25 protein-coding genes are annotated in these 24,860 nt (G+C 72.5%); 12 read left to right on the top strand and 13 right to left on the bottom strand.

Annotated features, from left to right (window positions below):
- Window positions 1-116: 116 nt before the first annotated feature.
- Window positions 117-3,083, top strand: a complete 2,967-nt coding sequence (locus ACIQPT_RS09235) for an AfsR/SARP family transcriptional regulator (RefSeq protein WP_401154296.1) — start codon at window positions 117-119, stop codon at window positions 3,081-3,083.
- A gap of 195 nt (window positions 3,084-3,278) precedes the next feature.
- Window positions 3,279-3,458, top strand: a complete 180-nt coding sequence (locus ACIQPT_RS09230; RefSeq protein ID WP_401154294.1) for a hypothetical protein — start codon at window positions 3,279-3,281, stop codon at window positions 3,456-3,458.
- A 135-nt stretch (window positions 3,459-3,593) separates the two neighbouring features.
- Here the strand turns inward: ACIQPT_RS09230 and ACIQPT_RS09225 are convergent, their stop codons facing one another.
- The 3 genes from ACIQPT_RS09225 to ACIQPT_RS09215 form a co-directional block, all read right to left on the bottom strand.
- Complete coding sequence (locus ACIQPT_RS09225; protein ID WP_401154292.1) at window positions 3,594-3,989, bottom strand: hypothetical protein; 396 nt, start codon at window positions 3,987-3,989, stop codon at window positions 3,594-3,596.
- Window positions 3,989-4,267: a hypothetical protein gene (locus tag ACIQPT_RS09220; RefSeq protein WP_401154290.1), complete on the bottom strand. Its 279-nt coding sequence runs from the start codon at window positions 4,265-4,267 to the stop codon at window positions 3,989-3,991. Before ACIQPT_RS09220 ends, ACIQPT_RS09225 begins: the two co-directional genes overlap by 1 nt.
- Before the next feature lie 76 nt (window positions 4,268-4,343).
- A complete protein-coding gene (locus ACIQPT_RS09215) occupies window positions 4,344-5,900 on the bottom strand; it encodes a FadD3 family acyl-CoA ligase (protein ID WP_401154289.1) in 1,557 nt (518 codons plus the stop codon).
- A 98-nt stretch (window positions 5,901-5,998) separates the two neighbouring features.
- On the opposite strand from ACIQPT_RS09215, the gene ACIQPT_RS09210 reads away from it, so the two are divergent.
- Genes ACIQPT_RS09210 through ACIQPT_RS09200 form a run of 3 tightly spaced genes read left to right on the top strand, consistent with a single transcriptional unit; the run spans window position 5,999 to window position 8,392 of the window.
- Window positions 5,999-7,147: a lipid-transfer protein gene (locus ACIQPT_RS09210; protein WP_401154287.1), complete on the top strand. Its 1,149-nt coding sequence runs from the start codon at window positions 5,999-6,001 to the stop codon at window positions 7,145-7,147.
- A 12-nt stretch (window positions 7,148-7,159) separates the two neighbouring features.
- A complete protein-coding gene (locus tag ACIQPT_RS09205) occupies window positions 7,160-7,612 on the top strand; it encodes a Zn-ribbon domain-containing OB-fold protein (RefSeq protein WP_401154285.1) in 453 nt (150 codons plus the stop codon).
- A 3-nt stretch (window positions 7,613-7,615) separates the two neighbouring features.
- Window positions 7,616-8,392 (top strand): enoyl-CoA hydratase/isomerase family protein, encoded by a 777-nt coding sequence (locus tag ACIQPT_RS09200; protein WP_401154284.1) that lies wholly within the window; start codon window positions 7,616-7,618, stop codon window positions 8,390-8,392.
- 55 nt (window positions 8,393-8,447) lie between these two features.
- Here the strand turns inward: ACIQPT_RS09200 and ACIQPT_RS09195 are convergent, their stop codons facing one another.
- Window positions 8,448-8,984, bottom strand: a complete 537-nt coding sequence (locus tag ACIQPT_RS09195) for a hypothetical protein (RefSeq protein WP_401154283.1) — start codon at window positions 8,982-8,984, stop codon at window positions 8,448-8,450.
- 213 nt (window positions 8,985-9,197) lie between these two features.
- On the opposite strand from ACIQPT_RS09195, the gene ACIQPT_RS09190 reads away from it, so the two are divergent.
- A complete protein-coding gene (locus tag ACIQPT_RS09190; protein WP_401154281.1) occupies window positions 9,198-9,893 on the top strand; it encodes a hypothetical protein in 696 nt (231 codons plus the stop codon).
- A gap of 149 nt (window positions 9,894-10,042) precedes the next feature.
- On the opposite strand, the gene ACIQPT_RS09185 is transcribed toward ACIQPT_RS09190, so the two are convergent.
- A complete protein-coding gene (locus ACIQPT_RS09185; RefSeq protein ID WP_401154280.1) occupies window positions 10,043-12,484 on the bottom strand; it encodes a PQQ-binding-like beta-propeller repeat protein in 2,442 nt (813 codons plus the stop codon).
- Window positions 12,485-12,718: 234 nt separating this feature from the next.
- Window positions 12,719-13,528, bottom strand: coding sequence for a VOC family protein (locus tag ACIQPT_RS09180; RefSeq protein WP_401154278.1), 810 nt, complete (start codon window positions 13,526-13,528; stop codon window positions 12,719-12,721).
- A gap of 335 nt (window positions 13,529-13,863) precedes the next feature.
- On the opposite strand from ACIQPT_RS09180, the gene ACIQPT_RS09175 reads away from it, so the two are divergent.
- Window positions 13,864-14,511 carry a TetR family transcriptional regulator gene (locus ACIQPT_RS09175; RefSeq protein WP_030579228.1) on the top strand — a complete coding sequence of 216 codons (648 nt, stop codon included), beginning with the start codon at window positions 13,864-13,866 and terminating at the stop codon, window positions 14,509-14,511.
- A gap of 206 nt (window positions 14,512-14,717) precedes the next feature.
- Here ACIQPT_RS09175 and ACIQPT_RS09170 read toward each other — a convergent pair whose 3' ends face one another.
- Together ACIQPT_RS09170 and ACIQPT_RS09165 are read right to left on the bottom strand one after the other, a co-directional pair.
- Complete coding sequence (locus tag ACIQPT_RS09170) at window positions 14,718-15,197, bottom strand: nitroreductase/quinone reductase family protein (protein ID WP_401154276.1); 480 nt, start codon at window positions 15,195-15,197, stop codon at window positions 14,718-14,720.
- Window positions 15,194-16,525 carry an acyl-CoA dehydrogenase family protein gene (locus ACIQPT_RS09165; protein WP_401154274.1) on the bottom strand — a complete coding sequence of 444 codons (1,332 nt, stop codon included), beginning with the start codon at window positions 16,523-16,525 and terminating at the stop codon, window positions 15,194-15,196. The genes ACIQPT_RS09170 and ACIQPT_RS09165 overlap by 4 nt, the downstream gene beginning before the upstream one ends.
- Before the next feature lie 162 nt (window positions 16,526-16,687).
- On the opposite strand from ACIQPT_RS09165, the gene ACIQPT_RS09160 reads away from it, so the two are divergent.
- Window positions 16,688-17,890: a thiolase C-terminal domain-containing protein gene (locus tag ACIQPT_RS09160; RefSeq protein WP_401154272.1), complete on the top strand. Its 1,203-nt coding sequence runs from the start codon at window positions 16,688-16,690 to the stop codon at window positions 17,888-17,890.
- A gap of 21 nt (window positions 17,891-17,911) precedes the next feature.
- Here ACIQPT_RS09160 and ACIQPT_RS09155 read toward each other — a convergent pair whose 3' ends face one another.
- Window positions 17,912-18,316, bottom strand: a complete 405-nt coding sequence (locus ACIQPT_RS09155) for a type II toxin-antitoxin system VapC family toxin (protein ID WP_401154270.1) — start codon at window positions 18,314-18,316, stop codon at window positions 17,912-17,914.
- A complete protein-coding gene (locus tag ACIQPT_RS09150; RefSeq protein WP_205085975.1) occupies window positions 18,309-18,587 on the bottom strand; it encodes a type II toxin-antitoxin system Phd/YefM family antitoxin in 279 nt (92 codons plus the stop codon). Before ACIQPT_RS09150 ends, ACIQPT_RS09155 begins: the two co-directional genes overlap by 8 nt.
- Window positions 18,588-18,653: 66 nt before the next feature.
- Between ACIQPT_RS09150 and ACIQPT_RS09145 the strand changes: the two genes are divergently transcribed.
- The 3 genes from ACIQPT_RS09145 to ACIQPT_RS09135 all read left to right on the top strand — a co-directional run bounded on the left by ACIQPT_RS09145 (window position 18,654) and on the right by ACIQPT_RS09135 (window position 20,956).
- Entirely contained in the window at window positions 18,654-19,334 is a 681-nt protein-coding gene (locus ACIQPT_RS09145; RefSeq protein ID WP_401154268.1) for a pyridoxal 5'-phosphate synthase, read from the top strand.
- A 107-nt stretch (window positions 19,335-19,441) separates the two neighbouring features.
- Window positions 19,442-20,350 (top strand): zinc metalloprotease HtpX, encoded by a 909-nt coding sequence (htpX, locus tag ACIQPT_RS09140; protein WP_018510731.1) that lies wholly within the window; start codon window positions 19,442-19,444, stop codon window positions 20,348-20,350.
- 12 nt (window positions 20,351-20,362) lie between these two features.
- Complete coding sequence (locus ACIQPT_RS09135) at window positions 20,363-20,956, top strand: hypothetical protein (RefSeq protein ID WP_401154266.1); 594 nt, start codon at window positions 20,363-20,365, stop codon at window positions 20,954-20,956.
- Between the two features lie 25 nt (window positions 20,957-20,981).
- On the opposite strand, the gene ACIQPT_RS09130 is transcribed toward ACIQPT_RS09135, so the two are convergent.
- Window positions 20,982-22,199 (bottom strand): cytochrome P450, encoded by a 1,218-nt coding sequence (locus tag ACIQPT_RS09130; RefSeq protein WP_401154265.1) that lies wholly within the window; start codon window positions 22,197-22,199, stop codon window positions 20,982-20,984.
- 345 nt (window positions 22,200-22,544) lie between these two features.
- Here ACIQPT_RS09130 and ACIQPT_RS09125 point away from each other — a divergent pair, with 345 nt between their 5' ends.
- Window positions 22,545-23,798: a cytochrome P450 gene (locus tag ACIQPT_RS09125; RefSeq protein WP_401154263.1), complete on the top strand. Its 1,254-nt coding sequence runs from the start codon at window positions 22,545-22,547 to the stop codon at window positions 23,796-23,798.
- On the opposite strand, the gene ACIQPT_RS09120 is transcribed toward ACIQPT_RS09125, so the two are convergent.
- Both ACIQPT_RS09120 and ACIQPT_RS09115 read right to left on the bottom strand, forming a co-directional pair.
- Window positions 23,773-24,039 (bottom strand): DUF397 domain-containing protein, encoded by a 267-nt coding sequence (locus ACIQPT_RS09120; protein ID WP_401154261.1) that lies wholly within the window; start codon window positions 24,037-24,039, stop codon window positions 23,773-23,775. The two genes, ACIQPT_RS09125 and ACIQPT_RS09120, sit on opposite strands and share 26 nt — an antisense overlap.
- Window positions 24,036-24,857, bottom strand: coding sequence for a Scr1 family TA system antitoxin-like transcriptional regulator (locus ACIQPT_RS09115; protein ID WP_401154259.1), 822 nt, complete (start codon window positions 24,855-24,857; stop codon window positions 24,036-24,038). Before ACIQPT_RS09115 ends, ACIQPT_RS09120 begins: the two co-directional genes overlap by 4 nt.
- Window positions 24,858-24,860: the final 3 nt, after the last annotated feature.

The following is a 24,860-nucleotide window of genomic DNA, read 5'->3' as shown; positions in this document are numbered from 1 at the left end:
CGCGCCATCCGGATGCCTACCGCACTTCGACGCACGGGCGGACATTCGGGCGCGGGCACCACCGGCAGGATCCGCAGACGAGCGGGACCGGCAGGCGAGCAGGACAGGGGGCATCAATGGACCGTGACAACGGGCCACGCGTGCGCGTACCGGAGCAGCGTGCTCCGGAGAAACCGGGTACGGCGGACGCCCTCAGGTTCACCGTGCTCGGCCCCGTACGGGCCTGGCGGGGCTCGGAGCTGCTCTCCTCCGGCTCGCCCCAGCAGCGCGCGCTGCTGGCCGCGCTGCTGCTGCGCGAGGGCCGGACGGCCACCGCGGGCGAGCTGATCGACGCGTTCTGGGGCGAGGACCCGCCCTCGCAGGCACTGGCCACGATCCGCACGTACGCCTCCCGGCTGCGCAAGATCCTGGGTCAGGACACCCTGGTGAGCGAGTCCGGCGGATACGCGATCCGCACCGACCGGGGTGCGCTGGACCTCACCCTGGCCCAGGACCTGTCGGCCGAGGCCGAGAAGGCGCGCGCGGCCGGGGACCGGTGCCAGGCGCGCACCCTGATCAACAAGGTGCTGGGGCTGTGGGACGGCGAGGCGCTGGCCTCCGTGCCCGGCCCGTACGCGGACAACCAGCGCACCCGGCTGGAGGAGTGGCGGCTTCAGCTCACCGAGACGCGGCTCGACCTGGACCTGGAGGTCGGCTGCCACGCGGAGGCCGTCTCCGAGCTCACCGCGCTCACCGCGGCGCACCCGCTGCGCGAGAGGCTGCGCGAGCTGCTGATGGTGGCGCTGTACCGCAGCGGCCGGCAGGCCGAGGCGCTCGCGGTGTACGCGGACACGCGCCGGCTCCTCGCGGAGGAGCTGGGCGTCGACCCGCGCCCCGAACTGGCCCAGCTCCAGCAGCGGATCCTGCGCGCCGACGAGGAGCTGGCCCGCCCGGCGGACGAGCCGGCGCCCGCGCCCGCGCCGTTGCGCCCCGCGCAGCTCCCCGCCACGGTGCCCGACTTCACGGGCCGGTCCGCGTTCGTGACCGAGCTGGGCAACCGGCTGGCCGCCGCCGAGGGCACGGTGATGGCCGTCTCCGCGGTGGCCGGGATCGGCGGCGTCGGCAAGACGACCCTGGCGGTGCACGTGGCCCACCAGGCGCGCCGGCACTTCCCGGACGGCCAGCTCTACGTCGACCTCCAGGGCGCGGGAGCGAGGGCGGCGGAGCCGGAAACCGTCCTCGGGGCGTTCCTGCGCGCCCTCGGCACGGCGGACTCGGCGATCCCGGACACCCTGGACGAGCGGGCCGCGCTGTACCGCTCGACGCTGGACGGCCGCCGCATCCTGATCCTCCTCGACAACGCCCACGACGCCGCCCAGATCCGCCCGTTGCTGCCCGGTACGCCGGGGTGCGCGGCCCTGGTGACGAGCCGGGTGCGGATGGTGGACCTGGCCGGGGCGCATCTGGTGGACCTGGACGTGATGTCGCCGGAGGAGGCGCTCCAGCTCTTCACCCGGATCGTCGGCGTGGAGCGGGTCAGTTCGGAGCGCGAGGCGGCCCTGGACGTGGTGGCCGCGTGCGGCTTCCTGCCCCTGGCGATCCGCATCGCCGCCTCCCGCCTGGCGGCCCGCCGCACCTGGACGGTCTCGGTCCTGGCTGCCAAGCTCGCCGACGAACGCCGCCGGCTGGACGAGCTCCAGGCGGGCGACCTGGCGGTGAAGGCCACGTTCGAACTCGGCTACGGCCAACTGGAACCGGCCCAGGCCCGCGCCTTCCGCCTCCTGGGCCTCGCGGACGGCCCGGACATCTCGCTGGCCGCCGCGGCGGCCCTGCTGGACCTGGACCCGCACGCGGCGGAGGACCTCCTGGAGGCCCTGGTCGACACGAGCCTGGTGGAGTCCGCCGCGCCGGGCCGCTACCGGTACCACGACCTGGTGCGCCTCTACGCGCGTGCGTGCGCCGAGCGGGACGAACAGCCGCCGGTGGAACGGGAGCTGGCGCTGTCGCGGCTGCTGGACTTCTATCTGGCCACGGCCGCGGGGGTGTATGCGCTGGAGCGGCCGGGGGACCGGACCGTGGACCACCTGGAAGCGACGGAGCGCCAGGGACTCTCGTTCACCGATCACGGCCGGGCCCTCGACTGGCTCTACGCGGAGGCGGGTTGCCTGCTCGCCTGTGTCCAGCAGAATCGCGGTCCCGCCTCGATACGGCGTGCGGTGGACCTGCTGCTGGCCGCGAAGGACCTCGCCGAGTCAGGGGCGAACGCGCGCCAGTTCGAGTCCGCGGCCACCACGGTGAGGGACGCCGCGGTGGAGGTCGGCGACCCCCACGCCGAGGCCCGGGCGCGTTTGACGCTCGCGCAGGTGCACAGCATGGCCGGCCGTTTCGACCAGGCGGAGGACGAGGCGCGCAAGGCCATGCTGCTGGCCCCTTCGGTGGACGACGTGTGGACGCACTGCAACGCGCCGAACGAGCTGGGCATCGTCGCCGGTTACCGCAACCAGCAGGAGGAGGCCGAGGCGCTGCTCAGGCAGGCGTGCACCGCGTTCCGCGCGGACGGAAACCACGCAGGCGAGGCCAGTGCCCTGTGCAATCTCTCCCGCGTCCATCTCGCCATGGGCCGGACCGCCAGTGCGGTGAAGCTGGCGGGCGAGGGCGTCGCTCTCTACAACCGGATGGGACTGACCCTGCGACTGGCGAACGGACGCTACGCCTTGGGGCTGGCTCTGGCCCGAGCGAACCGGCCGGAGGAGGCGGAAGTACGGCTCACCGAAGCCCTGGCCGTGTTCCGGGAAAGCCGCCAGCGCCTCTGGGAGGGAATGACGCTGTTCCGTCTGGCCGAGGTGCAGCTCACCGCCGAGCACCCGGCGCAGGCCGCCGCTCTGGCGGAGCAGGCACTTACCGTGCTGCTGCATATAGGCGGCGAGTGGCGGCGCGCCAACGTGCTCACCGTGCTGGGCCAGGCACTCCACGGCATAGGGCAGGCCGACCGGGCACAGGTCTGCTGGCGGGAAGCACTCTCCGTCTTCGACCAGTTGAAGGCTCCCGAGAGCGAGTCCGTCTCCCGGCTGCTCGCCATGACGGGAGCCCCGCGCGAGGGCTGACTGCACGTTCATCGTTCGTTTATCGCCACCGTGCAGTCTCGCTTCTGTCGAAACGTCGCGTCGGGGGGCAGACGATTCGGCAGTGGAACCGAGCACTAAGGTGAACGGCTCTGAATAGCCCGTCCGGCAGCCAATCGGGGGAGCAGCCGGACGGGCTTCGCCAACAGTCCCCGCACCGAGTAACGGAGTTCACCCATGAGCGAAGCGAAGAAGATCAAGCCGCCCCAGGTCCAGCCCGGTACCGCGGGCGACGCCAAGCCCGAGGACAGCCACATGACGGGCGAGCCCACGGTCAAGCCCTTGGACAGCCACATGACGGGCGAGCCCACGATCAAGCCCACGGACAGCCACATGACGGGGCCTGACCCGCGCTGAGCGGGGCCCCAAGGGGGAAGCGACCGCGGCGACGCCGAGGGGGAGTCGCCGCGGTCGCGGTACGGGGGAATGTGTGAGGGGCCCGGGACGGGGGAAACGCTCGGGCCCCTTCCGCATGTCCAGGGCCGCCGACGGCTACAGGCCTCGCAGCTGGACCCTCGTCCCGCACAGCCTCCCCATGTCGTCCACGTCGGACGTGAAGAGCGCCGTCCGGCCCGGCTGCCGGTTCGCGATCGCGGCGAGCGCGGCGTCGATGGCGTACTTGTGGCCGTGCAGTCCGGCCTCTCGCAGGAGGCGGATCGCCTCGTCGGCGACGTCCTTGGTGACGGGTTCGACGACCACCCGTGCCATCGCCCAGTTCCATACCGGCATGCGGATCTTGCTGTGATAAGCCTCCACGAGCGTCATGGAGCTGGTCACCACTCGGATGCCGGACTGGTGCGCCTTCGTGAGGACACCCGTCAGCATGCGGTCACGCAGAGCGACCCTGGACAGCGCTTCGCAGTCCAGGACGAAACAGATGTCTTTCATCAGGCCGCAGCCGCCCCGTGGTCGCGCCCGCCGGACTCCCTCTCCTCGAACCAGCGCTCGATGTCACGCAGCTCGGCATCCGCCGCAGTCTGCTCTTCCTCGGTGAGCGGGCCGTCCTTCTCCTGCATCCATGCCACCAGCTCCCCCAGCCGGTCATGCTCACGCTGGCGCTCTATGGCCCGCGTGACATACGCACTGAACGCGCCGGGGCCGACCTCCGCCCGGATCTCCTCCGCCAGCTCCTCCGGCAGGGTGACCGTGTACTTCTTAGTTGCCATACCTACGACCATACCGCCGGAAGCGGGCAAGCCCCACTCCTCTTCACCCCATCCGGTGAACCCGGCCGAAAGCCCGCTACCCCCGCCCCCGCAGCTCCCCCTTCACCACCTTGCCGCTCGCATTGCGCGGGAGCTCCGGGAGGAACTCCACCGCCCTCGGGACCTTGAAGTTCGCCATCTCGCGGCGGGACCAGGCGATCAGGTCGTCCGCGGTGAGCGTCGCGCCCCGGCGGCGGACCGCGTAGGCCTTGCCGACCTCGCCCAGCCTCGGGTCCGGGACGCCGATGACCGCGACGTCGGCCACGTCCGGGTGGAGGCCGAGGAGCTGCTCTATCTCGGCCGGGTAGGCGTTGAAGCCGCCCACGATGAACATGTCCTTGATCCGGTCCGTGATCCGCAGGTTGCCCGCCGCGTCCAGGACGCCCACGTCGCCGGTGCGGAGCCAGCCGTCCTCCGTCATCGTGGCGGCCGTCGTGTCCGGGTCCTCGAAGTAGCCGCTCATCACGTTGAAGCCGCGGACCTGCACTTCGCCCGGAGCGCCCGGTTCGGCCAGGACCCGGATCTCGGTGCCGGGGATCGCCCGGCCGGACGTGGTGGCCACGACCTCCGGAGCGTCGCCCCGGCGGCACATCGTGACGATGCCGCTCGCCTCGGAGAGGCCGTACGCCGTGAGGACCGTCGCGATGTGGAGTTCGCTGCGCAGGCGCTCCACCAGCTGGAGGGGGACCACCGCCGCACCGGTCACCACCAGGCGGAGGGCCGAGAGGTCGTGCGCGTCCCGGGCCGGGTGGTCCAGCAGGGACTGGTGGAGCGTGGGCGGGCCGGGCAGGACCGAGATCCGTTCCGCCGCGATGTTCGCCAGCACCGTGTCCACGTTGAACACCGGCTGCGGCACCATCGTGGCCCCCCGCATCAGGCAGGCGATGATCCCCGCCTTGTAGCCGAAGGTGTGGAAGAACGGGTTCACGATCAGATAGCGGTCACCCTCGCGCAGGCCCGCCAGGTCGCTCCAGATCGCGTACGCGCGCAGCGTCTGGGCGTGGGTGATCACCGCACCCTTGGGAGCACCCGTGGTGCCCGAGGTGTAGATGATGTCGGAGGGGTCCGAGGGGGCGACGGCCGCCGCCCGTTCCCGTACGGCGGACGCCGGGACGCTCTCCCCCGACGCCAGGAAGTCCGGCCAGCTCGTGTAGTCCTCCGGGGCCGTGTCCGCGAGCACCACCACCCGTTCCAGGTCCGGCAGCTTCACCTCCGCCCGCCGCAGCGACGCCACGTACGAGGTGCCCAGGAACGTACCGGTGACGAAGAGCAGTCTGACCCGGCTGCGGCGCAGGATGTACGCCGCCTCCGTGCCCTTGAAGCGGGTGTTCAGCGGGACCAGCACCCCGCCGGCCGTCACCGCCCCGAGCGCGGAGACGATCCAGTCCAGGGTGTTCGGGGCCCAGATCGCGACCCGGTCCCCCGGCTCGACCCCGGAGGCGATGCACGCGGCCGCCGCCCGCTCCACCCGGTCGCCGAGCTCGGCGTACGAGATCCGGGACCGGCCGTCCGCCACCGCCTCGGCGGAGCCGCGGCGCCGCGCCGCCGTCCGCACCAGCTCCGGGATGCTGCACCATTCCTCGTCGCCTCGCATCACGCGCCCTCCTGCCGTGCCGCACTAGCTGACTATCCGTCAGATTAGCGGTAGCCTCTGCCGCTGTCAGCAGGCGCGACGGTGCGGGAGGTCAGCGGATGGCAACGCTCAAGGACGCGACGGCGATAGCCGGGATCGGGCAGACGGCGTTCGCGAAACGGCTCCCGGAGTCCGAGAAGACGCTCGCCTGCCGGGCGATCCTGGCCGCCCTCGACGACGCGGGCATCGCACCCTCGGAAGTCGACGGCTTCGCCTCGTACACCATGGAGGAGACCGACGAGGTCGAGGTCGCCAAGGCGGTCGGGGCCGGGGACGTCACCTTCTTCAGCAAGGTGGGGTACGGGGGCGGAGGCTCCTGCGCCACCCTCGCCCATCTCGCCTCCGCCGTCGCCACCGGGCAGGCGAGCGTCGGCGTCGCCTGGCGGTCCCGCAAACGCGGATCCGGACCCCGGCCGTGGAAGAACACCGCCGTTCAACTCCCCACGCCCGCCCAGTGGACCCGGCCCTACGGACTGCTGCGGCCCGCCGACGAGATCGGCATGCTCGCCCGGCGCTACATGCACGAGTACGGGGCCACCCGCGACCATCTCTTCAACGTGGCGCTCGCCTGCCGCAACCGGGCCAACCAGAACCCGGACGCGATCATGTACGAACGCCCGCTGACCCGCGAGATGTACATGGACTCCCGCTGGATCAGCGAACCCCTCTGCCTCTTCGACAACTGCCTGGAGACGGACGGCGCGTTGGCCTGTGTCATCGTCTCCGCCGAACGCGCCCGCGACTGCCGGCGGAAGCCCGTCTACCTCCACTCCGTCGCCCAGGGCCTGCCCGCCCAGCACCATGGGATGGTCAACTACTGGAACGACGACCCGCTCACCGGACCCGCCTGGACGGCCGCCCGACACCTGTGGAAACAGGCCGACTTCGGACCGGACGACGTCGATGTGGCGCAGATCTACGACGCGTTCACCCCGCTCGTCCCGCTCTCCCTGGAGGGGTACGGCTTCTGCGGGCGCGGCGAGGGCGGCGCGTTCACCGAGGGCGGGGCGCTGGAGAGCGGTGGGCGGCTGCCGATCAACACCGGCGGCGGCGGGCTGAGCGAGGCGTACGTCCATGGCTTCAACCTCATCACCGAGGGTGTGAAGCAACTGCGCGGCACCTCCACCGCCCAGGTGCCCGACGCCGCCACCTGCCTGGTCACCGCCGGCGAGGGCGTACCGACGTCGGCCGTACTGCTGCGGAACTGAGGAGTTGAGGAGATGGCCGTGAACGATTCCCTGCTGCTTCCCGTCGTCGACGAGGACGGCGCGCCCTTCTGGGAGTACGCCGCCCGCGGCGAACTGCGCGTCCAGGCCTGCGCCTCCCCCGCCTGCGGCGAACTGCGCTTCCCGCCCCGGCCCTGCTGCCCGCGCTGCGGGTCCTTCGCGAGCGACTGGCGGGAGATGAGCGGGCGCGGCCGGCTCTGGTCGTACGTCGTCCCGCACCCGCCCCTGCTCCCCGCCTACGCCGAACAGGCTCCGTACAACGCGGTGTTGGTGGAGCTGGCGGAGGCCCCGCAGATCCGGCTGGCCGGGAACGTCGTGGCCTCCCCGGACGCGCCGCTGAACTCGGTGGACCCGGCGCGGCTGCGGATCGGGGCTCCGGTGCGGGTGGCCTTCTGCCCTGTGGGACCTGACGGTTTCCCGCTCGTCCGCTGGCTCCTGGAGCGGTGAGCGATGGCCCTGCGCACCGAGCGGGACACGGAGACCGGGGTCGCGCTCGTCACCCTGGACCGGCCGGCGAAGCTCAACGCGATCGACCTGGAGACGGCCGAGGAACTGGCGTCGCTGTGGCGGGAGTTACGGTTCGACGCGTCGGTGCGGGCCGTCGTCCTCACCGGGGCAGGGACGCGTGCCTTCTGTACGGGGATCGACCGGGGGGTCGAGGTCCCGCAGCCTCCCTCCCCGTACGCCATCGACGACCCCCTCCTGCGGATCGGGCCCAAGGCGAACGACCTGTGGAAGCCGGTGGTCGCGGCCGTGGAGGGGATGGCCTGCGGCGGGGCGTTCTATCTGCTGGGCGAGGCGGAGTTCGTCGTGGCGTCCCGGGAGGCGACGTTCTTCGACCCGCACACGACGTACGGGATGGTCTCGGCGTACGAGGCCATCGCGATGGCCCAGCGCATGCCGTTCGGGGAGGTCGCCCGGATGTCCCTGATGGGCACGGCGGAGCGGGTGAGTGCCGAGCGGGCGTACGCGGTGGGGCTGGTCAGCGAGGTGACGGAGCCGGGCGGCGCGGTGGCGGCGGCGCTGCGGTCGGCGGCGGTGATCGCCGGGTACCCGACGGAGGCGGTGCAGGGCACGGTCCGGGCGGTGTGGTCCGCGAAGGAGGCGGCCAGGACCCAGGCGATGGCCCAGGCCCCGGCGCTGATCGCCCTGGGCAATCTGCCGCCGGAACGGCAGGCGGAGCTGTTCGAGGGGCGGGGTGGGGGCGGGAAGCCCCGGGTGCGGTGAACCGGTACCGGTGCGGTGAACGGGTACCGGTTCTGCGGCCGGTGCGGTGAACCGGTCAGATCGCCTCGGCGGTCACTTCGCAGCGCTTGACCCGGGACACCTTGCCGGGGCTCTCCATCCGCACGGTGAGGGTGCGGGCCTCGCCGCCGTCGAGGTTCACGGTGGTTTCGGCGGTGTCCACGGTGTTGCCCAGGCCGTCGACGAACCGCACGTCGATCTCGTACGCCTGCGAGCCCGGCTCCTTCGCCCGCAGCTCGACCAGCGACGAGGTGACCGCCTTGCGCTTGCCCTTGCGCGGCACGGCACAGCGGATCACCCGGACGGCGGGGGCGTCGGACGCGGTGGGCGTCGGGGTTCCGTAGGAGCCGGACGAGCCGGAGGACGAGGAGTTGTCGCCGTAGTCGTCGTCGTAGTCGTGGTCCCGGTAGCCGTTGTTGCTCTTCTTCGAGCTGGAGCAGCCGCCGCCCGAGCTGCTGCTCTTGCCGCTCTTGCTCTTGCCGCTCTTGCCGCCGCTGGTGGAGGTGGAGAATCCGGTGAGCGCGAGCACCACCACGACCAGGACCGCCGCGAGCTTCATCTGTCGCCGCATCATGGATGCAGCCCCCCTTGAGTTTCGTTGCCGGTACGTCGCGCCGATGGCGTGCGTCGCGTTGTCACTCTCAGCATGCCGTGCGCGACCCCATGTCCAAGTCATGACCCTGTCACGGTCCCGTCATGGTCTGCGTGGCGGGGGTGATCGTCCCGGCGTAGCGTCGGCAGCGGGGGATGCCCGCGTATGCGCCGCACGACGCCCTGGAGGCCGACGATGATCCGCAACCTCCTCGGCTCCCTCGTCGCCCTGGCCGGGGCGGCCTCCGCCGTGCTGAGCCCGTTCCGTGAGTGGTACGACGGGCGGGTCGGGCGCGACTACCGGGTGCGGGACCTCTTCGAGGGGATCACCGCCACGGAGTCGGGGGTGCTGGTCTCGATCCTGCTGCCGTTCCTGGCCGCGACGCTGCTGGTGGTCGTGGGCGTGGTGCTCCGCTCACGGCTCGTGGTCGCCCTCGCGGGTCTGGTGGTGCTGGCCTTCACGATCCTGTGGATGGTCCGCCAGGGGCAGGCGTCGGGCTCGCTGGTGGTGGGCGGGGACGGGGCGGGGCTGCAGGTGGGGGTGGCGAACGCGCTGGCGGGCGGGTTGCTGATCCTGATCGGGGCGTTGCTGATGAGGGGCCGGCGGAGCCGGCGGGAGGAGTGGAAGCGGGGGCGGGGGCGTGAGCGGGAGCCTGTGGAGCCGTATGCCGCGCCGGCGGCGGATCAGGTGGACACGTGGCCGCCTACGCAGGAGCCGGGGATGTCGGTGCAGCAGTCGCCGTGGCCGGAGCCGGAGGTGGACCCGTACACGGGGCCCGACCCCCGTGACCCTCGTACGCGGTCCTATCCGCAGGCCCCGCATCCGGAGGACGACCCCCGGGACCCGGTACATCCGCCGCACCGGCCGCCGCCACCGCCTCCGCAGGGTTGACGGCCACCGCGTCGAGGGTTCCGTCCTCAAGCGCCGGACGGGCTGGGATTCCGCCGGGCGGGCCGGCACATCCAGCCTGCCCGGCGATTGAGGGCATCTTTTGAGACCGTCCGGCGATTGAGGACATCTTTTCGGGCCGGGACCAGGGCTCAGGCCCTCGCCCTGTTCCCCGTGCCCGTGCCCTTCAGCGCGTCCAGGGCGTATACGCAGCGGTCCTTGCTGCAGGCGTACACCACGCCCGCCTGCGCCACCGGCGACCCCGTGATCTCGCCGCCCGTCGCGAGCTTCCAGCGGAGCTGGCCCCCCGCCGCGTCCAGCGTGTAGAGCACATGGTCCGCCGAGCCGAAGTGGACCCGGCCGTCCGCGACGACCGGGGAGCCCACCACGTCGCCGCCCGCCGCGAAGCGCCACTTCGGGGTGCCGGTGACCGCGTCCAGGGTGTACAGCGCACTGCCGCTGCCCACGTGGACGTTGCCCACCGCGACCAGCACCGGTTCGATCGAGGAGCGGGCCTCCGTGGCGATCCGCCAGCGGTCCTTGCCGGTCGTCGCGTCCAGCGCGTACACCGTGCCGAGGTAGTCCGCGAGATACACCCCGCCTCCGGTCACCGCCGGGCCCGGCGCGAACGCGGGCGGGGAGAGGAAGACCGCCGGGGACTCGAAGTGCCAGCGCACCCGGCCGGAGCCGGTCTCCACCGCCAGCACCCTCGTGCCCGCCGCGATGTAGACGTAGCCGTCGGGGGCGGGTGTCACACGGACCGGGACGCCGCCGCAGGAGGCCGCGTCGCCGATGGGGTACGACCAGCGCTCGAGGCCCGTACGGGCGTCCAGTGCGCGCAGCCGGGCGTCCTGCCAGACGTACACCGTGCCGTCGTGGATGACCGGACCGGCCTCCGCCGTCTCGAAGTCGCTCTGCGCACCGGTGATTTCCCACAGCTTCTCGCCGTTGGAGGCCTCCCAGCCCTGGACGCCGCCGCCCCGGGTCGCGGTCAGGACCGTGCCCCGGTCGGCCTTGAGGGCGTACACCCAGGCGTCGGTCGACAGCCGCCACTGCTCGGCGCCGGTCGTGGCGTCCAGCGCGTACAGCGAGGGGCCGTCCGAGGCGTGGATCCTGCCGCCCTCGACGGCCATCGCCCAGGCCACGTCCCGGGTCTTGAACTGGCGCCGCCCGTTGCCCACGTCCAGCGCGTGGACCTCGAAGGACGTCACGTACAGCAGATCGCCGGAGACGACGGGCGTGCCCCACACATCGTTGGACATGCGGAAGCGCCAGGGCCGCCAGCGGTCGGGGGCCGGGGCCGCGCCGTCCGGGGCGGCGGCCGGGGCCGGGACGGGGGCGGTGGGAGCCGTGGCCGCCGGCGAACCGTTCACGCCGGCGGGCGGGCGGACCCAGCCGGTCGCGGCGGCCGGGTGCGCGGCGGCCGCCCCGCGCCCCTCCCCCGCACGCGGTCCGGGACCGATCGGCACCTTGGCGCCGGGGAGATGGACGGGCCCGCTGTCGGGAGCCGCCGAAGGGCCCGCCGAGGGGGCGGGCGAGGGGGCGGGGGCGGAACCGCCGGACATCGGTGAGGGCGAGGCCAGCGGGGAGGGCGAGCGCAGATCCGCCCCGCTGCGCCAGGCGGTGTCCCGCTCCGGGGACCTCGGGGGCTGCCGCGGGGGCGGCGGAGGCACCGCGGGGGCGGGCGGGGCGGTGCGCCCGCCGCCTCTGCGCCGCTCGATCATCGCGGTGGCCGCGGACGGCAGCCAGGCCGAGGCCGTACCGCTGTCGTCGCTGCCGGAGGCGAAAAGGTGCGGGGCGAGCTGCGCCTGGAGGTCGGCGGGGCTGGGCCGCCGGGTGGCGTCCATCTGCATGCAGGACTCGATCAGCGGCCGCAGGTCGTCCGGCAGACCCTCGGTGTCGGGGCCCTCGCGCAGCAGCATGAACACCGTCTCGACCGGGTTGGCCCCGTGGAAGGGGGCATGCCCGGTGGCGGCGAAGACGAGCGTGGAGCCGAGCGAGAAGATGTCGCTGGCCCCGGTGACGCTGCGGGAGTCCCGGGCCTGCTCGGGCGACATGTACGCGGGCGTGCCGACGGCGACGTTCGTCATGGTCAGCCGGGTGTTGGAGACGCCGGACGCGATGCCGAAGTCGATCACCCGGGGGCCGTCCTCGACGACGAGGACGTTGGAGGGTTTCAGGTCGCGGTGGACGAGACCCGCGCCGTGGATGGACTGGAGGGCCTCGGCGATACCGGCGGCCAGCCAGCGCACGGCCTGGGTCGGCATGGGACCGCACTCGTTCACTATCTCTTCGAGCGAGGGCGCCGGTACGTACGCGGTGGCGAGCCAGGGCACGGCGGCGCGCGGGTCGGCGTCGACCACGGCGGCGGTGTAGAACCCGCTGACCGCGCGGGCGGCCTCGACCTCGCGCGTGAAACGGACCCGGAAGAGCTGGTCCTCGGCGAGCTCGGTCCGCACCGTCTTGATCGCCACCCGCCGGCCGGACGCCGAGCGCGCGAGATAGACCAGCCCCATGCCGCCGGCCCCGAGCCGTCCCAGCACCTCGAACGGGCCGATCCGTCTCGGGTCGTGCTGCGTCAGCTGCTCCACCACTTGCCTGCCACCTCCCCGTAAACGGACCTCGGCGACGAAGTCCGCGAATTTCCGCCCGGTCGTATCCAGCTCTGCCGTATCCAGCTCCGCGCAGGGCACCCTGTGCAGGGTCTCACCACTGGGCATCACCTGGCGGTACGCACCCCGATTCTTCCTGGCCCGGGCGTCGGTTGCGAACCCGGGGGCGGATGGGGGTGTCTCACCCCACTTCGGGCGGTATCCGCCCACACCGGGTTACGGAAGCAGCTCGCTGGGCTGCAGTACGGCGAAGGCGGCCCCCTGGTCGTCGTGCAGGACGGCCATCCGGCCGGAGGGGATGTCGAAGGGCGGCTGGGCCACCCGGCCGCCGAGCTGTACGGCGAGTTCGGCGGCGGCGTCGCAGTCGGCGACGGCGAAGTAGACGAGGAAGTAGCTCGGCATCTCGGCGGGGAACGCGTCCGTGATGACGCTGCGGCCGCCGACGGCGGTGTCCGGGCCCGGTTCGGCGCCCTCGGGGGACCACATCCGGAAATCGACGAGCGCCTCGGCATCGCCGGAGACATCGTGGCCCGCCTCCTCCAGGTCGGTGCCGTGGAAGCCGAAGACCTTCTCGTAGAAGGGATCCACCCGGTCCGGCTGCCGGGTGTAGACCTCGGTCCAGCAGAAGGAGGCGGGGTCGTTCTGCTTCTCGAAGCCCGTGCGCTCCTCCGCCTGCCAGAGCCCGAAGACCGCACCCCCGGGGTCGGCCGCCTCGGCCACGATCCCGGCGCGCCCCGCCCGTACCGGGTCGGTGATGATCTGGCCGCCGTGCTCGCGGATCGCGGCGACGGTGGCCCGGATGTCGTCGGTGGCGAAGTAGACGCCCCAGGCCGTGGGCATCCGGCCGTCCTTCTTGGCGGCGAGCGCGGCGACCAGCCGGCCGTCGCTGAGCGCGTCCGCGAAGGGCATGCCGTCGCCCGCCCGGAAGGTCCAGCCGAAGAGCCCGCCGTAGAAGCGCTTGCCCGCTTCGAGGTCGGAGAGCTGCACGTCCGCCCAGCACGGCGCGGAATGCGCGAATGCGGCCATGGGACCGGGTCCTTCCGTAGCAGTGACGCCCGTCACAGTCAACGTAACGTCGCCCCCGGCCCCGCGCGCCCCGAAGCGCGGCAGGTGTGCACCTAAAGAGAACCTTTGACCGATTGATGAAGGGTGCGCCCACCATGTGGACGAAAGTTGTCCACCGAAGTTGTCCACAGGCTGTTGATAACATTTACGCCGGGCGACGCCCCCAGCTCAGAAGGCCTCGCGCACTGCGGCCGAAAACCGCCGCTCCCGGCCCCGCGCACCCCGCAGGTCCTGCGGCGTTCCCCATTTGCAGTCGGCCGAATCGCGCTCCCATCACCCCTCGGTAAGCTGACGGCATGACAGGACAAGTACGCACCGTCGACGGCCGCGTGGCCGGCCGACGCGGTCAGGCGACGCGGCAGAAGCTGCTCGACTGCCTCAGCGAGATGCTCAGCTCCTCGCCGTACCGGGACGTCAAAGTCATCGACGTCGCCCGGAAGGCCGGGACTTCACCCGCGACTTTCTACCAGTACTTCCCCGATGTGGAGGGCGCCGTCCTCGAAATCGCCGAGGAAGTCGCCAAGGAGGGCGCCGGACTGACCGAACTGGTCGCCGGGCGCTCCTGGGTCGGCAAGGCCGGCTGGGCGACCTCCGAGCAACTCGTCGAGGGATTCCTCGACTTCTGGCGGCACAACGACGCGATCCTCCGCGTGATCGACCTCGGCGCGGCCGAGGGGGACAAGCGGTTCTACAAGATCCGCATGAAGATCCTGAACTCGGTCACCAACTCCCTCACGGATTCCGTGAAGGAGCTCCAGAGCAAGGGCAAGGTCGACAAGGACGTCAGCCCTGCGGCGATGGCGGGCTCCCTGGTGGCGATGCTGGCGGCGGTCGCCTCGCACCAGAAGGGCTTCACCACCTGGGGTGTGAAGCAGGCCGAACTGCGGCCCAACCTCGCCCTGTTGGTGCACCTCGGCATCACCGGCAAGAAGCCGACGAAGTAGGCCGACGGGCGCGGGAGGCCCACCGGCCCCGGACGCCCCTCGCCGCCGGGCGGGCACCCGCTCGCCCGGACGCCCCACGTCCTGTCTCACCGACGGCGGACCACCCACGCACCCCTGCGGGTGGTCCGCCGTCGGCGTTCCCGCAGGACCGGCCCCCCACGCACGGGAAGCGGCCCCCGGCGAGCGAGCCAAGCCGAGCCGAGCCGCTACCGGCGTTCCAGCCGGAACAGCCGGATCTGACGCTCGATCCGTCGCTGGTACGCGGCGTACGGCGGCCAGAACGCGAGCGCGGCCTCCCACACCCGGGCCCGCTCCTCGCCCTCCAGCAGGGTCGCGCGCACCGGGATGTCCCGGCCGCGCCAGTTGACGACGGCCTCGTCCGGGCGGGCCAGCAGGTTCGCGGTCCAGGCCGGATGCCCCGTACGGCCGAAGTTGCTGCCGACCAGGATCCAGGCGCTCTCCGCCTCCCCCTCCGGCATACAGGCCAGCGGTGTGGTCCTCGGCCGGCCCGTGCGCGCCCCGGGCACCGTGAGGACGAGCCCCGGCAGCATCCGGGCGCTGAGCAGCACCTTTCCCCGGGTGAGCCGGTGCACGGCCCGGTCCAGGGCCGGGACCACGTGCGGGGCCGTCCGCGCGAAGGCACGGGTCGAGGAGACCTTCTGGACGAGGCGCGCACCCCGCGTCATCGGACGCCCGCCCCGGGCGCTGCGGCGAGCGGCATCCGGTCGGGCCCGAAGAGGCCGGCCCGCCGCGCCGCGTGGTCGCGCAGCCGGTGGACCGGGCCGAAGAGCAGCTCGTCGCCCGCCGCCCGCTTGAGGTAGCGGTGCGCCTCGTGCTCCCAGGTGAAGCCGATGCCGCCGTGCAGCTGGACGGCCTCCCCGGTGGTGATCCGGGCCGCCTCCAGGGCCTGGGCGAGCGCGAGCGGCCCGGCCTCCGGCTCCCGGGCGGCGTGGTACGCGGCGGAGCGGGCCGCCTCGACCCGTACGTACAGGTCGGCTAGGCGGTGCTTGACGGCCTGGAACGAGCCGACGGCCCTGCCGAACTGTTTGCGCTCCTTCACATATTCCACGGTCCGCTCCAGGGCGCTCGCCGCCGTCCCGACCGCCTCGGCGGCGAGGATCGCGGCGGCCGTGCGCCCGGCGGCGGCGAGCGCGTCGGCCGCGTCGACGGTGTCGTCCGCGCCGAGGAGTACGGCCGGGGTGTCGCGCAGTTCGACGCGGGCGAGCGGGCGGGTCTCGTCGAGGGCGGTGAGCCGGGTGCGCACCAGCCCCGCCGCGCCGGAGCCCACGCCGGAGCCCACGCCGGAGCCCACGCCGGAGCCGGAGCCGGTGCCGGAGCCGGTGCCCACGTCGGAGCCCGTGCCTGAACCCACGTCGGAGCCCGTGCCGGCGTCCACCAGGAACAGGAGCGTACGGCTGCGCGGATAGCCCCCGGCGTGGGCGGCGACCAGGAGCAGGCCCGCGCTGTGCCCGTCCAGGACCCGGTCGGCCTCCCCGTAGAGCCGCCGCCCGCCGCCCTCACCGCCTCCGGACCCGGACCCGTGGGCCTGGATGCCGCCGGCCCGGCCGCCGCCCGCCCACGTGCCGTCGCGGTTGTCGCCGGTGAGGCCGAGGGCCGTGGCGAGCGAGCCGCCGGGGACGGCGAGGGCCGCGGTCAGGGTGCCGTCGGCGATCCGAGGCAGCAGGGCGGCCCGCTGGTCCGGGGTGCCGAGGGCGGCGATCAGGGGTGCGGCGAGGGCGGCGGTGGCGAGCAGCGGCGAGGGGAGCAGCGCGCGCCCGGTCTCCTCGCAGGCGAGGGCCAGCTCGGTGGCCGTGCAGCCGGCCCCGCCGTACTCCTCCGCGACCGCGAGGCCCGGCAGCCCGAGGTCCCCGGCGAGTCTGCGCCACAGGACCGGGTCGTAGCCCTCGGCGGTGGACACGGCGGCGGGGATCGCGCCGGGTCCCGCGCTCCGGGCGAGCAGTTCGCGCAGGGTGCGGCGGATCTCGTGCTGTTCCGCGGTGAAGGCGGCGTCCATCTGCGGGCTCCTTCCACCCAGGGACCGGCGGCCCCTGATCTGACGAGCCGTCATATTAGGTGCGGGGTACGGGAATTCCCAGGGTTGCGCACACGTACGGGGGAGGGAAGCCGTTGAGCGCACCCGGTTACGGAGGCCGCCATCTGATGTACCGTCAGATTCATGACGCTCGCTTCGGCCTCCGCCGCCCCTGCCGTCTCGCGCCGTCCGCGCAAGGTCGCCGTCGTCGGCGTATCGCTCGCGGACTGCGGTCGCGTCGACGACGCCACTCCGTACGCGCTGCACGCCCAGGCCGCCCGCCGTGCGCTCGCCGACTCCGGCCTCGACCGCTCGGTCGTCGACGGTTTCGCCTCCGCGGGTCTCGGGACGCTCGCCCCGGTGGAGGTCGCCGAGTATCTGGGGCTGCGGCCCACCTGGGTCGACTCCACGGCGGTGGGCGGCTCCACCTGGGAGGTGATGGCCGCCCACGCGGCCGACGCCATCGCGGCGGGCCGCGCCGAGGCCGTCCTCCTCGTCTACGGGTCGACGGCCCGGGCCGACGTCAAGGCGGGCCGCCGCACGTCGAACCTGTCGTTCGGGGCGCGCGGACCGCTGCAGTTCGAGGTGCCGTACGGGCACTCGCTGATCGCCAAGTACGCGATGGCCGCCCGCCGCCACATGCATGAGTACGGCACGACACTGGAGCAGCTCGCCGAGGTGGCGGTGACGGCGCGGGCGAACGCGGCGGCGAACCCGGAGGCGATGTTCCGGGACCCGATCACGGTCGACGACGTCCTCTCGGGCCCGATGATCGCGGACCCGTTCACCAAGCTGCACTGCTGTATCCGCAGCGACGGGGGGTGCGCGGTGCTGCTGGCCGCCGAGGAGTACGTCCCCGACACGGCGAAGGACCCGGTGTGGATCCTGGGGACCGGGGAGCACGTCTCGCACTCCACGATGTCCGAGTGGGAGGACTTCACGGTCTCCCCCGCCTCCGTCTCCGGCCGCCTGGCCTTCGAACGGGCCGGGGTGCGGCCCGCCGACATCGACCTGGCCGAGATCTACGACGCGTTCACGTACATGACGCTGGTGACGCTGGAGGACCTGGGCTTCTGCGCGAAGGGCGAGGGCGGCGCGTTCGTCGAGAAGGGCCGCACCGGGCTGCGCGGCGAGCTCCCGGTGAACACGGACGGCGGCGGCCTGTCCGCCTGCCACCCCGGGATGCGCGGGCTGTTCCTGCTGGTGGAGGCGGTACGGCAACTGCGCGGCGAGGCCGGCGAGCGCCAGGTGCGCAAGGCCGGGGGCCGCCTCCCGGAGCTGGCGGTGGCGTCGGGGACGGGCGGCTGGTTCTGCTCGTCGGGGACGGTGGTGCTGGGGCGGGGGTGAGAAGGCCACCCCCCTCCTGCCTCACAGCCCGACGACGGTGACCGCACTCTCCAGCCCCTTGAAGTCATCGGCGTTCCGCGTGTAGAGCGGCAGATCCCGGACCGACGCGATGGCCGCGATCATCAGGTCCAGGCGTCGCGGCCGAGGGTCGCGACGCGCCGCGAGAACGAGAGCGACGAGGGTTCCGTAACGTGCGGCGGCATCCGCGTCGAAGGGGAGCGGTTCGAAGTCGGCCACCGCCGCACCCAGCTTCTCCATCCGCGCGGCCCGCACCAGCGGGTCCTTCGCCATGGCCACCCCCTGCTGGAGTTCGGCCAGCGAAAGGGCCGTGAGGGCGGGCAGTACGGGCAGCCGCTCCGGCTCCAGCACATCGAGGTCGATGTACGTACAGGTGTCGAGCACTCCCGCGCGGTGTCGCTCAGCCACCGTTGCGCTCCCAGACATCGTCGTCGCCCACCCGGTCCTCCGCGCCGAAGAACTCGTCCGCCTCGCGGCGCAGCAGCGCGCCGTCCACCCGGGGCAGCCGCCGGTGCCGGGCCACGAGCTCCTCGGCGCCGAGCTGCCTCTTGCGGCTGAGGGGGCGCAGTTCGGCGACCTCTATGCCGTTCCGGGTGATGTGGAAGGTCTCGCCGCCCTCGACCGCGTCCATGACCTCGGCGGACTTGTTACGGAACTCCCGCTGCGTGATGGTCTTCATGGGACCAGCGTAGCTCCGTGTGTCTCACCGCGCTACGGCGGACAGGGGGCAGGCCCATGCGGTCCAATGGCCACCATGAGCGACCACACCACCCGCCCCTTCCCCGACCTCCTGCACGCCCAGCGCGTCTGGGACACCGAGCTGCCGCCCTTCGACCCGGCGACCGCCCCGCCCGCGCCCCTCCCCCTCTTCCACACCTGGTTCGCCGAGGCCGTGGCGGCGGGACAGCCGGAGCCGCACGCGATGTCGCTGGCCACGGCCGGCACCGACGGCGTCCCCGACGTACGCACCCTGCTCCTGCACGACGCGGACGAGCGGGGCTTCCACTTCGCCTCGCACGCCATCAGCGCCAAGGGCCACCAGCTCGCCGCCCACGCGTACGCCGCGCTCGGCTTCTACTGGCCCGCGCAGGGGCGACAGGTACGGGTCCGGGGCCCGGTCGTCCGCTGCACGCCCGCCGAGAGCCACGCCGACCTGCACGCCCGCTCCACGGGGGCCCTGGCCGCAGCCCTGACCGGGACCCAGAGCGAGGTCGTGGACTCGGTGGCGGAGCTGCACCGGGCGGCGGACGCGGCCTGGGAGCGGGCCCGGGCGGAACCGGACACGGAGGCCCCGACCTGGACCCGGTACGTGGTCGAGCCGACCGAGGTCGAGTTCTTCCAGGGCGACGCCCGGCGACGCCACATCCGGCTGCGCTACCGACGCCCCGAGCGCGGCGACTGGACCCGCGAGCTGCTCTGGCCCTGACCGGCGCGGCCCCGGCCCTGACCGGTGCAGACAGCATCTTTATCCGCTTCTCACCGTAAAGGGGCACTATGGGAGTCAGGTGAGAGGTGAGCTGTTGGGAGGCACCGATGCCACGAGCCCGTTCGCGCTACGCCCCGGACCGGGGGCTGACCGGCCGCATGGTCACCACCATGTTCCTGATCGGCCTGCTCTACGTCGTCTTCGTGGGCGTGCTCCTCGCGGCCCTGCGGGGCTCCTGGCCGATCATCCTGATCATCACGGGCGGTCTGTTCATCGCCCAGTTCTGGTTCAGCGACCGCATCGCCGCGTACGGCATGGGGGCCCGCGAGGTCACCCCCGAGCAGGCCCCCGAGCTGCACGGCACCATCGACCGGATCTGCGCGCTGGCGGACATGCCGAAGCCCAAGGTGGCCATCGCCGAGAGCGACGTACCGAACGCGTTCGCCACCGGCCGCAGCGAGAAGACGGCCCTGGTCTGCGCGACGACGGGTCTGCTGCGCAGACTGGAGCCGGAGGAGCTGGAGGGCGTCCTCGCCCACGAGATGTCGCACGTCGCGCACCGGGACGTCGCCGTCATGACGATCGCCTCGTTCCTCGGAGTGCTGGCGGGCATCATCACCCGCATCGCCCTGTGGGGCGGCTTCGCCCGCAGCCGGCCGGGCAACGACCCGGCGGGCATCCTGCTCCTCCTCATCCCGCTGATCAGCGCGGTCGTGTACGCGATCAGTTTCCTCCTCACCCGGCTGCTCTCCCGCTACCGCGAGCTCTCCGCGGACCGGGCCGCCGCCCTGCTCACCGGCCGGCCCTCCGCGCTCGCCTCGGCCCTGACGAAGGTCAGCGGGCAGATGGCCCGCATCCCGACGGAGGACCTGCGGAAGGCGGAGCCGTACAACGCGTTCTACTTCATGCCCGCGTTCTCCGCGAAGGAGAGCCTGGGCCGGCTGTTCTCCTCGCACCCGACGCTGGAACAGCGTCTGGACCAGCTGTCCCGCATCTCCACCGACCTGTCCCGCTAAGGAGCTGTTTCCGTGGGCCTGCTCGACGCCATCCTCGGCCGCAGCAAACCCGTCCGCCCCGACCTCGACCAGCTCTTCGCCGTCCCTTCGGCCGCCCTCACCCTCCAGGCCGCCACCGGCTTCACCCCGACCGGCCGGGGCTCGGTCTGCTTCGCGGGCGTGGAGGGCGGCGGTTTCGCGCGCCTCCAGGAGGACGTACGGGAGCTGCTGGACGCGGACACGGAGCGCGGCGGCATCCCCGTGGAGTTCAGCCGGGACGCGTACGGCTACACCTGGCTGCTGGCCACCCACCCGGCGGACGACACGGCGGGCCTGGTCAACGACCTGCACGCGGTGAACACCCTGCTCCAGGACGGCGGCTTCGGCCCGCACCTGCTCTGCTCGCTGATCGGCTTCCGGGACGGGGAGGGCGCCGACGGCCGGTCCCTGGCGCTCGTCTACCTCTACAAGCGCGGCACGTTCTACCCGTTCGCCCCGCTCCCCGGCGACGCCGAGAAGCGGGACAACCAACTGGAGCTCCAGGTGCGGGGCGCGCTCGGCGACGACCTCCGGGTGGAGAAGGACCTGTCGCGGTGGTTCCCGGTGTGGGGCGCGCCGGGGTTGTGAACCCTCGGAGCGGACGTACGGCACCTCACCAGCGGACCGGAACCTTCCGTTCCCCCTGGGCGAAGAGCCCCGAGAACCGGCCCCCCGGCCTCCCGTCCGGGCCGAGCGTCGGGCAGCGGGCGAGGAGGGTGCGGAAGACGATGCGGCCTTCGAGGCGCGCGAGCGGAGCGCCCAGGCAGTGGTGGACACCGTGGCCGAACGCCAGGTGCCCCCGGTCCCCGGTCGCCGTGCGGCGGATGTCGAAGCGGTCCGGTGCGGCGAAGCGGGCCGGGTCCCGGCCCGCGTCCCCCAGGGCGATCAGGACCACGGCGCCCGCGGGGACGGCCCGGCCGCCGATCTCCACCGGCTCCACGGCCACGCGCGGCGGTGCGGTCTCCACCGGGGCGTCGTAGCGCAGCATCTCCTCCACCGCGCCCTCCACAAGGCCGTCCAGGTCGCTGCGGAGGAGGGCGAACTGGTCGGGGTGGGCGAAGAGCGCGCGGACGCCCTTGCAGAGGAAGTTCACCGTGGACTCGTGCCCGGCCAGGAGCAGCAGGAGCGCCATCGAGAGCAGCTCGTCCTCGCTCATCCGGTCCCCGCCCTCGTCGACCGTATGGATCAGGTCGCTGAGCAGGTCGTCCGCCGGTGCCGCGCGCTTGGCGGCGATCAGCCCGCCGAGGTACGGCACCGCCTCCGCCTGGGCCGCCCGCGCCGCCTCCGCGCCGGTGGGTGCGGTGATCTCGTCGGACCACCGCCGAAAGGCGTCCCGGTCCAGGTCCGGAATGCCGAGCAGTTCGCCGATGACGGTCATCCGCAGCGGGTAGGCCAGCGCGTCCACGAGATCGGCCCGGCGGCCCTCGGCTGCGAGCATGGCGGTCACCAGCCCGTCGGTGACGTCCTGGATGCGCGGGGCGAGAGCGGCGACACGGCGCGGGGTGAACGCGCGGGCGGCCAGCCGCCGCAGTCGGGTGTGGTCCGGCGGGTCGCTCAGCAGCATGTGGGCATTGCCGGGCCCGTCGGTGGCGGGCGGGGCTTCGAGGCCGGTGGCCAGATGGCCGTTACGCGGCCAGTCCCGGCTGAGCCGGGGGTCGGTGAGCGCTTCACGGCAGGCGTCATGGCCGACGACGAGCCAGAATCGGTCCTTCTCGCCCACCCGGATCTCGTGGACGGGCCCCCTGGCCCGCAGCACGGCGTAGGCGGGATACGGATCGGAACCGAAGTCCGGATCGATGCGGAGGAGATCGACCGCGGCCGGGTCCGTCACAACAATTCCCCCTGGTGGGTCCGGGCGGGTCCAGTCGTTTCGCCCAGCCACGTTATCCCGTCAAGTTTCCTTCCGTAACGGCGAATTACTGAAACTTCTCCCGCAACTCCGTTTATCAACAGCCCCCTTGGGCTATGTCTGACTCCGTCACTGTTCCCCATGACGGAGGAGGTGTCCGATGGCCAGGCGCATGCTGTACAAGGCTGCGAGCAAGCTCGGCTTCACGACCAAGGGAGCCGCCGGGGCCTACCCCTGGATCCCGTAACACCGGTAGTACGTCAGCTTGCTGGACGGCCCGGCCCCGCCTGTCGGGGCCGGGCCGTTCTCCGACCCAGGGGTGTCACGTTGACCGAACAGACCCTGCCCCGGCCCCCGGTCCGTACGGGCGCGACCCAGGCCGGGCTGATGGAGCAGTACGAGAAGGACCGACTCGGCCATCTCCTGGCCTCGGTCGAACGGCACGGCCCGGTGGTGGAGCTGACCGAGGGCACCGTCCTGGTGAACGACCCGGCCGCCGTCCACGACGTACTCCGCCGCACCAACACCGACTTCCTCGTCACCGGCAACATCCGGCGCGACGAGGTCAGCGGAGTGCGGGGCGACCCGGCCACCGAGGCGTGGATGCGGGGCAGGCGTGCCACGCAGAAGGGCATGTCGCCCCTGGCACTGGAGGCCCACCGGACCTGGCTGGCGGAGGAGACCGAGCGGCTGTGCGACCGGTGGCGGGCCCGCCCCTCCGTGACCGACCCCGTCGCCGATCTGGAGCAGCTCTCCGCCCGCTCCTTCGCCCGCTTCTGCTTCGGCACCCGCGACGCCGGAGCCGCCGCCCCGCGCACCGGCGACCTGCTGAACGCGCTGACCCCGCTCATCAGCAGCCCGTTCCACTTCCCGCCCGCCGTCCGCCGCTTCCTGCCCCGCTACCGCCGCTCGGTCAGCGCGCAGAAGAACCTGGAGGCGGAGCTGCGGCGGGTACTCGACGGGCCGGGCGAGGGCGGCCTCGTCGACTCACTGGCCGCCGCCGGGCTGGACGGCGAGGCAACCGTGCGCATGCTGGTCTCCAACGGCCTGGCCTCCTACCGGGTCCCGGCCGCCGCCGTCACCTGGGCGCTGGTGGCGCTGGCCCGCGAGCCCGACGTCGCCGAGGAGTGCGCAGCCGCCGTGAAGCCGGGCAGCGGTGCCGACACCCCGGACATCCTGCGCTGGACGATCGCCGAGTCGCTGCGCCTGTGGCCGCCCAACTGGCTGATCCTGCGCACGGCCAACGGTGAGCAGACCTGCGGCGGGTGGAGCGTACCGGCGGGTGCGGCGGTCATGATCTCGCCGTACGTCATGCACCGCACCGCACCGGTGTTCACCGACCCCATGGCGTTCCGCCCACACCGCTGGGCCTCGCTCCAGCCGGCTGCCGGGGAGTACCTCCCGTACGGGATCGGCAGCCGCTGGTGCGTCGGCAAGGCGCTGGCCGACCTGGAGCTGGCGACGGTCCTGTCCACCCTCGTGGCCCGGTTCCGCTTCACCGTGGAGCACATGGACCCGCTCCCGGACGTCCGGACGACGCTGCTCCCGGCCCGCCTCACCCTGGGGTTACGGCCCCGCTGACGGTGGCGTGGTCCAGGAACGCGGTCCAGGCGGCCGGGGCGACGGCGAAGGTGGGGCCGTCGGTGAGCTTGGAGTCGCGGACGTGGACGGTGTGGGGGCAGGTGGCGACCTCCACGCAGGCTTCGCCTTCGTTGTTGCTGTAGCTGGACTTGTGCCAGTCGTAGGCGACCTCGAGGCACTCGCCACCCTCGTTGTTGCTGTAACTGGACTTGAACCAGGTCAGTCCGGGCCCGGTCTTCACAGTTCTGCCACCTTCTTCTCGATGAACTCGGCAGACTCCCAGGGGTTGAGCGCCTGCGCACGCAGGGTGCCGAAGAGGTCGAAAAGGTCACTGACCCGTTCGGGCTTGGAGATCAACGTAGCGCCCCCTTGCCCTTCCTGGTACACGAGGGGACGGCCTTCCTCCGTGGCCATCAGCTTCATCGGGCCGTTCAGGCCGGCGTGCGTGTGGCGGCGGGTCGGCATCACCTGAAGCGTCAGGTGGTTCATCGTGCGCATGCACTCCAGGAGGTGCCGAAGCTGCTCCTTGAGCACCGCCTCGCCGCCGATAGGGCGATCCAGGATCGCCTCCTCGATGACGTACCCCACCCGTGGCGGCGTCTTCCGGGCCAGCACCGCACTGCGTTCCATCCGGGCTTCGACGTGCCGGACGATTTCCTGCTCCGTGTACGCCGGTACGCGCGCCTCGTACAACGCCCGCGCGTACGCCTCGGTCTGGAGCAGGCCCGGAATCACCATCGTTTCGTACGCGCTGATGACGCGCGCAAGCCGTTCCAGCCGAACCCAGTCCAGGATCTTCGCGGGGTACTTCTCCTCGTCCACCAGCTCGCAGCACGCCTCCAGTGCCCCGTCCGCCCCGAACGCCCGCTCGGCGTCCGCCAGTAAGTCGCGCGAGGGAATGCGCTCCGCCCGCTCGACCGCGCCCATCAGGGACTCCGAGATCAGCAGCTGGTCCGCCGCCGCCTTCTGCGTGAGCCCGGCCCGTACCCGGTGGATACGGATCAGCTCTCCCACGAGCCGCCGTCCGTGCGTCAGTTCACCACTCGTCCCCACAGCCATCAC

Origin of the sequence: Streptomyces sp. NPDC091289, assembly GCF_044757365.1 — a bacterium.
Lineage (GTDB): Bacteria > Actinomycetota > Actinomycetes > Streptomycetales > Streptomycetaceae > Streptomyces.
The sequence above is the reverse complement of the archived record's forward strand: the minus strand, read 5'-3'. Positions and strand labels throughout refer to the sequence as shown.

Coding starts and splice junctions, on each gene's coding strand:
- ACIQPT_RS09235 (WP_401154296.1), top strand. CDS start 117: ATGGACCGTGACAACGGGCCACGCGTGCGCGTACCGGAGCAGCGTGCT.
- ACIQPT_RS09165 (WP_401154274.1), bottom strand. CDS start 16,525: ATGGACGCCGCCTTCACCGCGGAACAGCACGAGATCCGCCGCACCCTG.
- ACIQPT_RS09215 (WP_401154289.1), bottom strand. CDS start 5,900: ATGCGAGGCGACGAGGAATGGTGCAGCATCCCGGAGCTGGTGCGGACG.
- ACIQPT_RS09205 (WP_401154285.1), top strand. CDS start 7,160: ATGGCCGTGAACGATTCCCTGCTGCTTCCCGTCGTCGACGAGGACGGC.
- ACIQPT_RS09190 (WP_401154281.1), top strand. CDS start 9,198: ATGATCCGCAACCTCCTCGGCTCCCTCGTCGCCCTGGCCGGGGCGGCC.
- ACIQPT_RS09115 (WP_401154259.1), bottom strand. CDS start 24,857: ATGGCTGTGGGGACGAGTGGTGAACTGACGCACGGACGGCGGCTCGTG.
- ACIQPT_RS09180 (WP_401154278.1), bottom strand. CDS start 13,528: ATGGCCGCATTCGCGCATTCCGCGCCGTGCTGGGCGGACGTGCAGCTC.
- ACIQPT_RS09230 (WP_401154294.1), top strand. CDS start 3,279: ATGAGCGAAGCGAAGAAGATCAAGCCGCCCCAGGTCCAGCCCGGTACC.
- ACIQPT_RS09175 (WP_030579228.1), top strand. CDS start 13,864: ATGACAGGACAAGTACGCACCGTCGACGGCCGCGTGGCCGGCCGACGC.
- ACIQPT_RS09160 (WP_401154272.1), top strand. CDS start 16,688: ATGACGCTCGCTTCGGCCTCCGCCGCCCCTGCCGTCTCGCGCCGTCCG.
- ACIQPT_RS09195 (WP_401154283.1), bottom strand. CDS start 8,984: ATGATGCGGCGACAGATGAAGCTCGCGGCGGTCCTGGTCGTGGTGGTG.
- ACIQPT_RS09225 (WP_401154292.1), bottom strand. CDS start 3,989: ATGAAAGACATCTGTTTCGTCCTGGACTGCGAAGCGCTGTCCAGGGTC.
- ACIQPT_RS09145 (WP_401154268.1), top strand. CDS start 18,654: ATGGCCACCATGAGCGACCACACCACCCGCCCCTTCCCCGACCTCCTG.
- htpX (WP_018510731.1), top strand. CDS start 19,442: ATGCCACGAGCCCGTTCGCGCTACGCCCCGGACCGGGGGCTGACCGGC.
- ACIQPT_RS09220 (WP_401154290.1), bottom strand. CDS start 4,267: ATGGCAACTAAGAAGTACACGGTCACCCTGCCGGAGGAGCTGGCGGAG.
- ACIQPT_RS09150 (WP_205085975.1), bottom strand. CDS start 18,587: ATGAAGACCATCACGCAGCGGGAGTTCCGTAACAAGTCCGCCGAGGTC.
- ACIQPT_RS09170 (WP_401154276.1), bottom strand. CDS start 15,197: ATGACGCGGGGTGCGCGCCTCGTCCAGAAGGTCTCCTCGACCCGTGCC.
- ACIQPT_RS09200 (WP_401154284.1), top strand. CDS start 7,616: ATGGCCCTGCGCACCGAGCGGGACACGGAGACCGGGGTCGCGCTCGTC.
- ACIQPT_RS09210 (WP_401154287.1), top strand. CDS start 5,999: ATGGCAACGCTCAAGGACGCGACGGCGATAGCCGGGATCGGGCAGACG.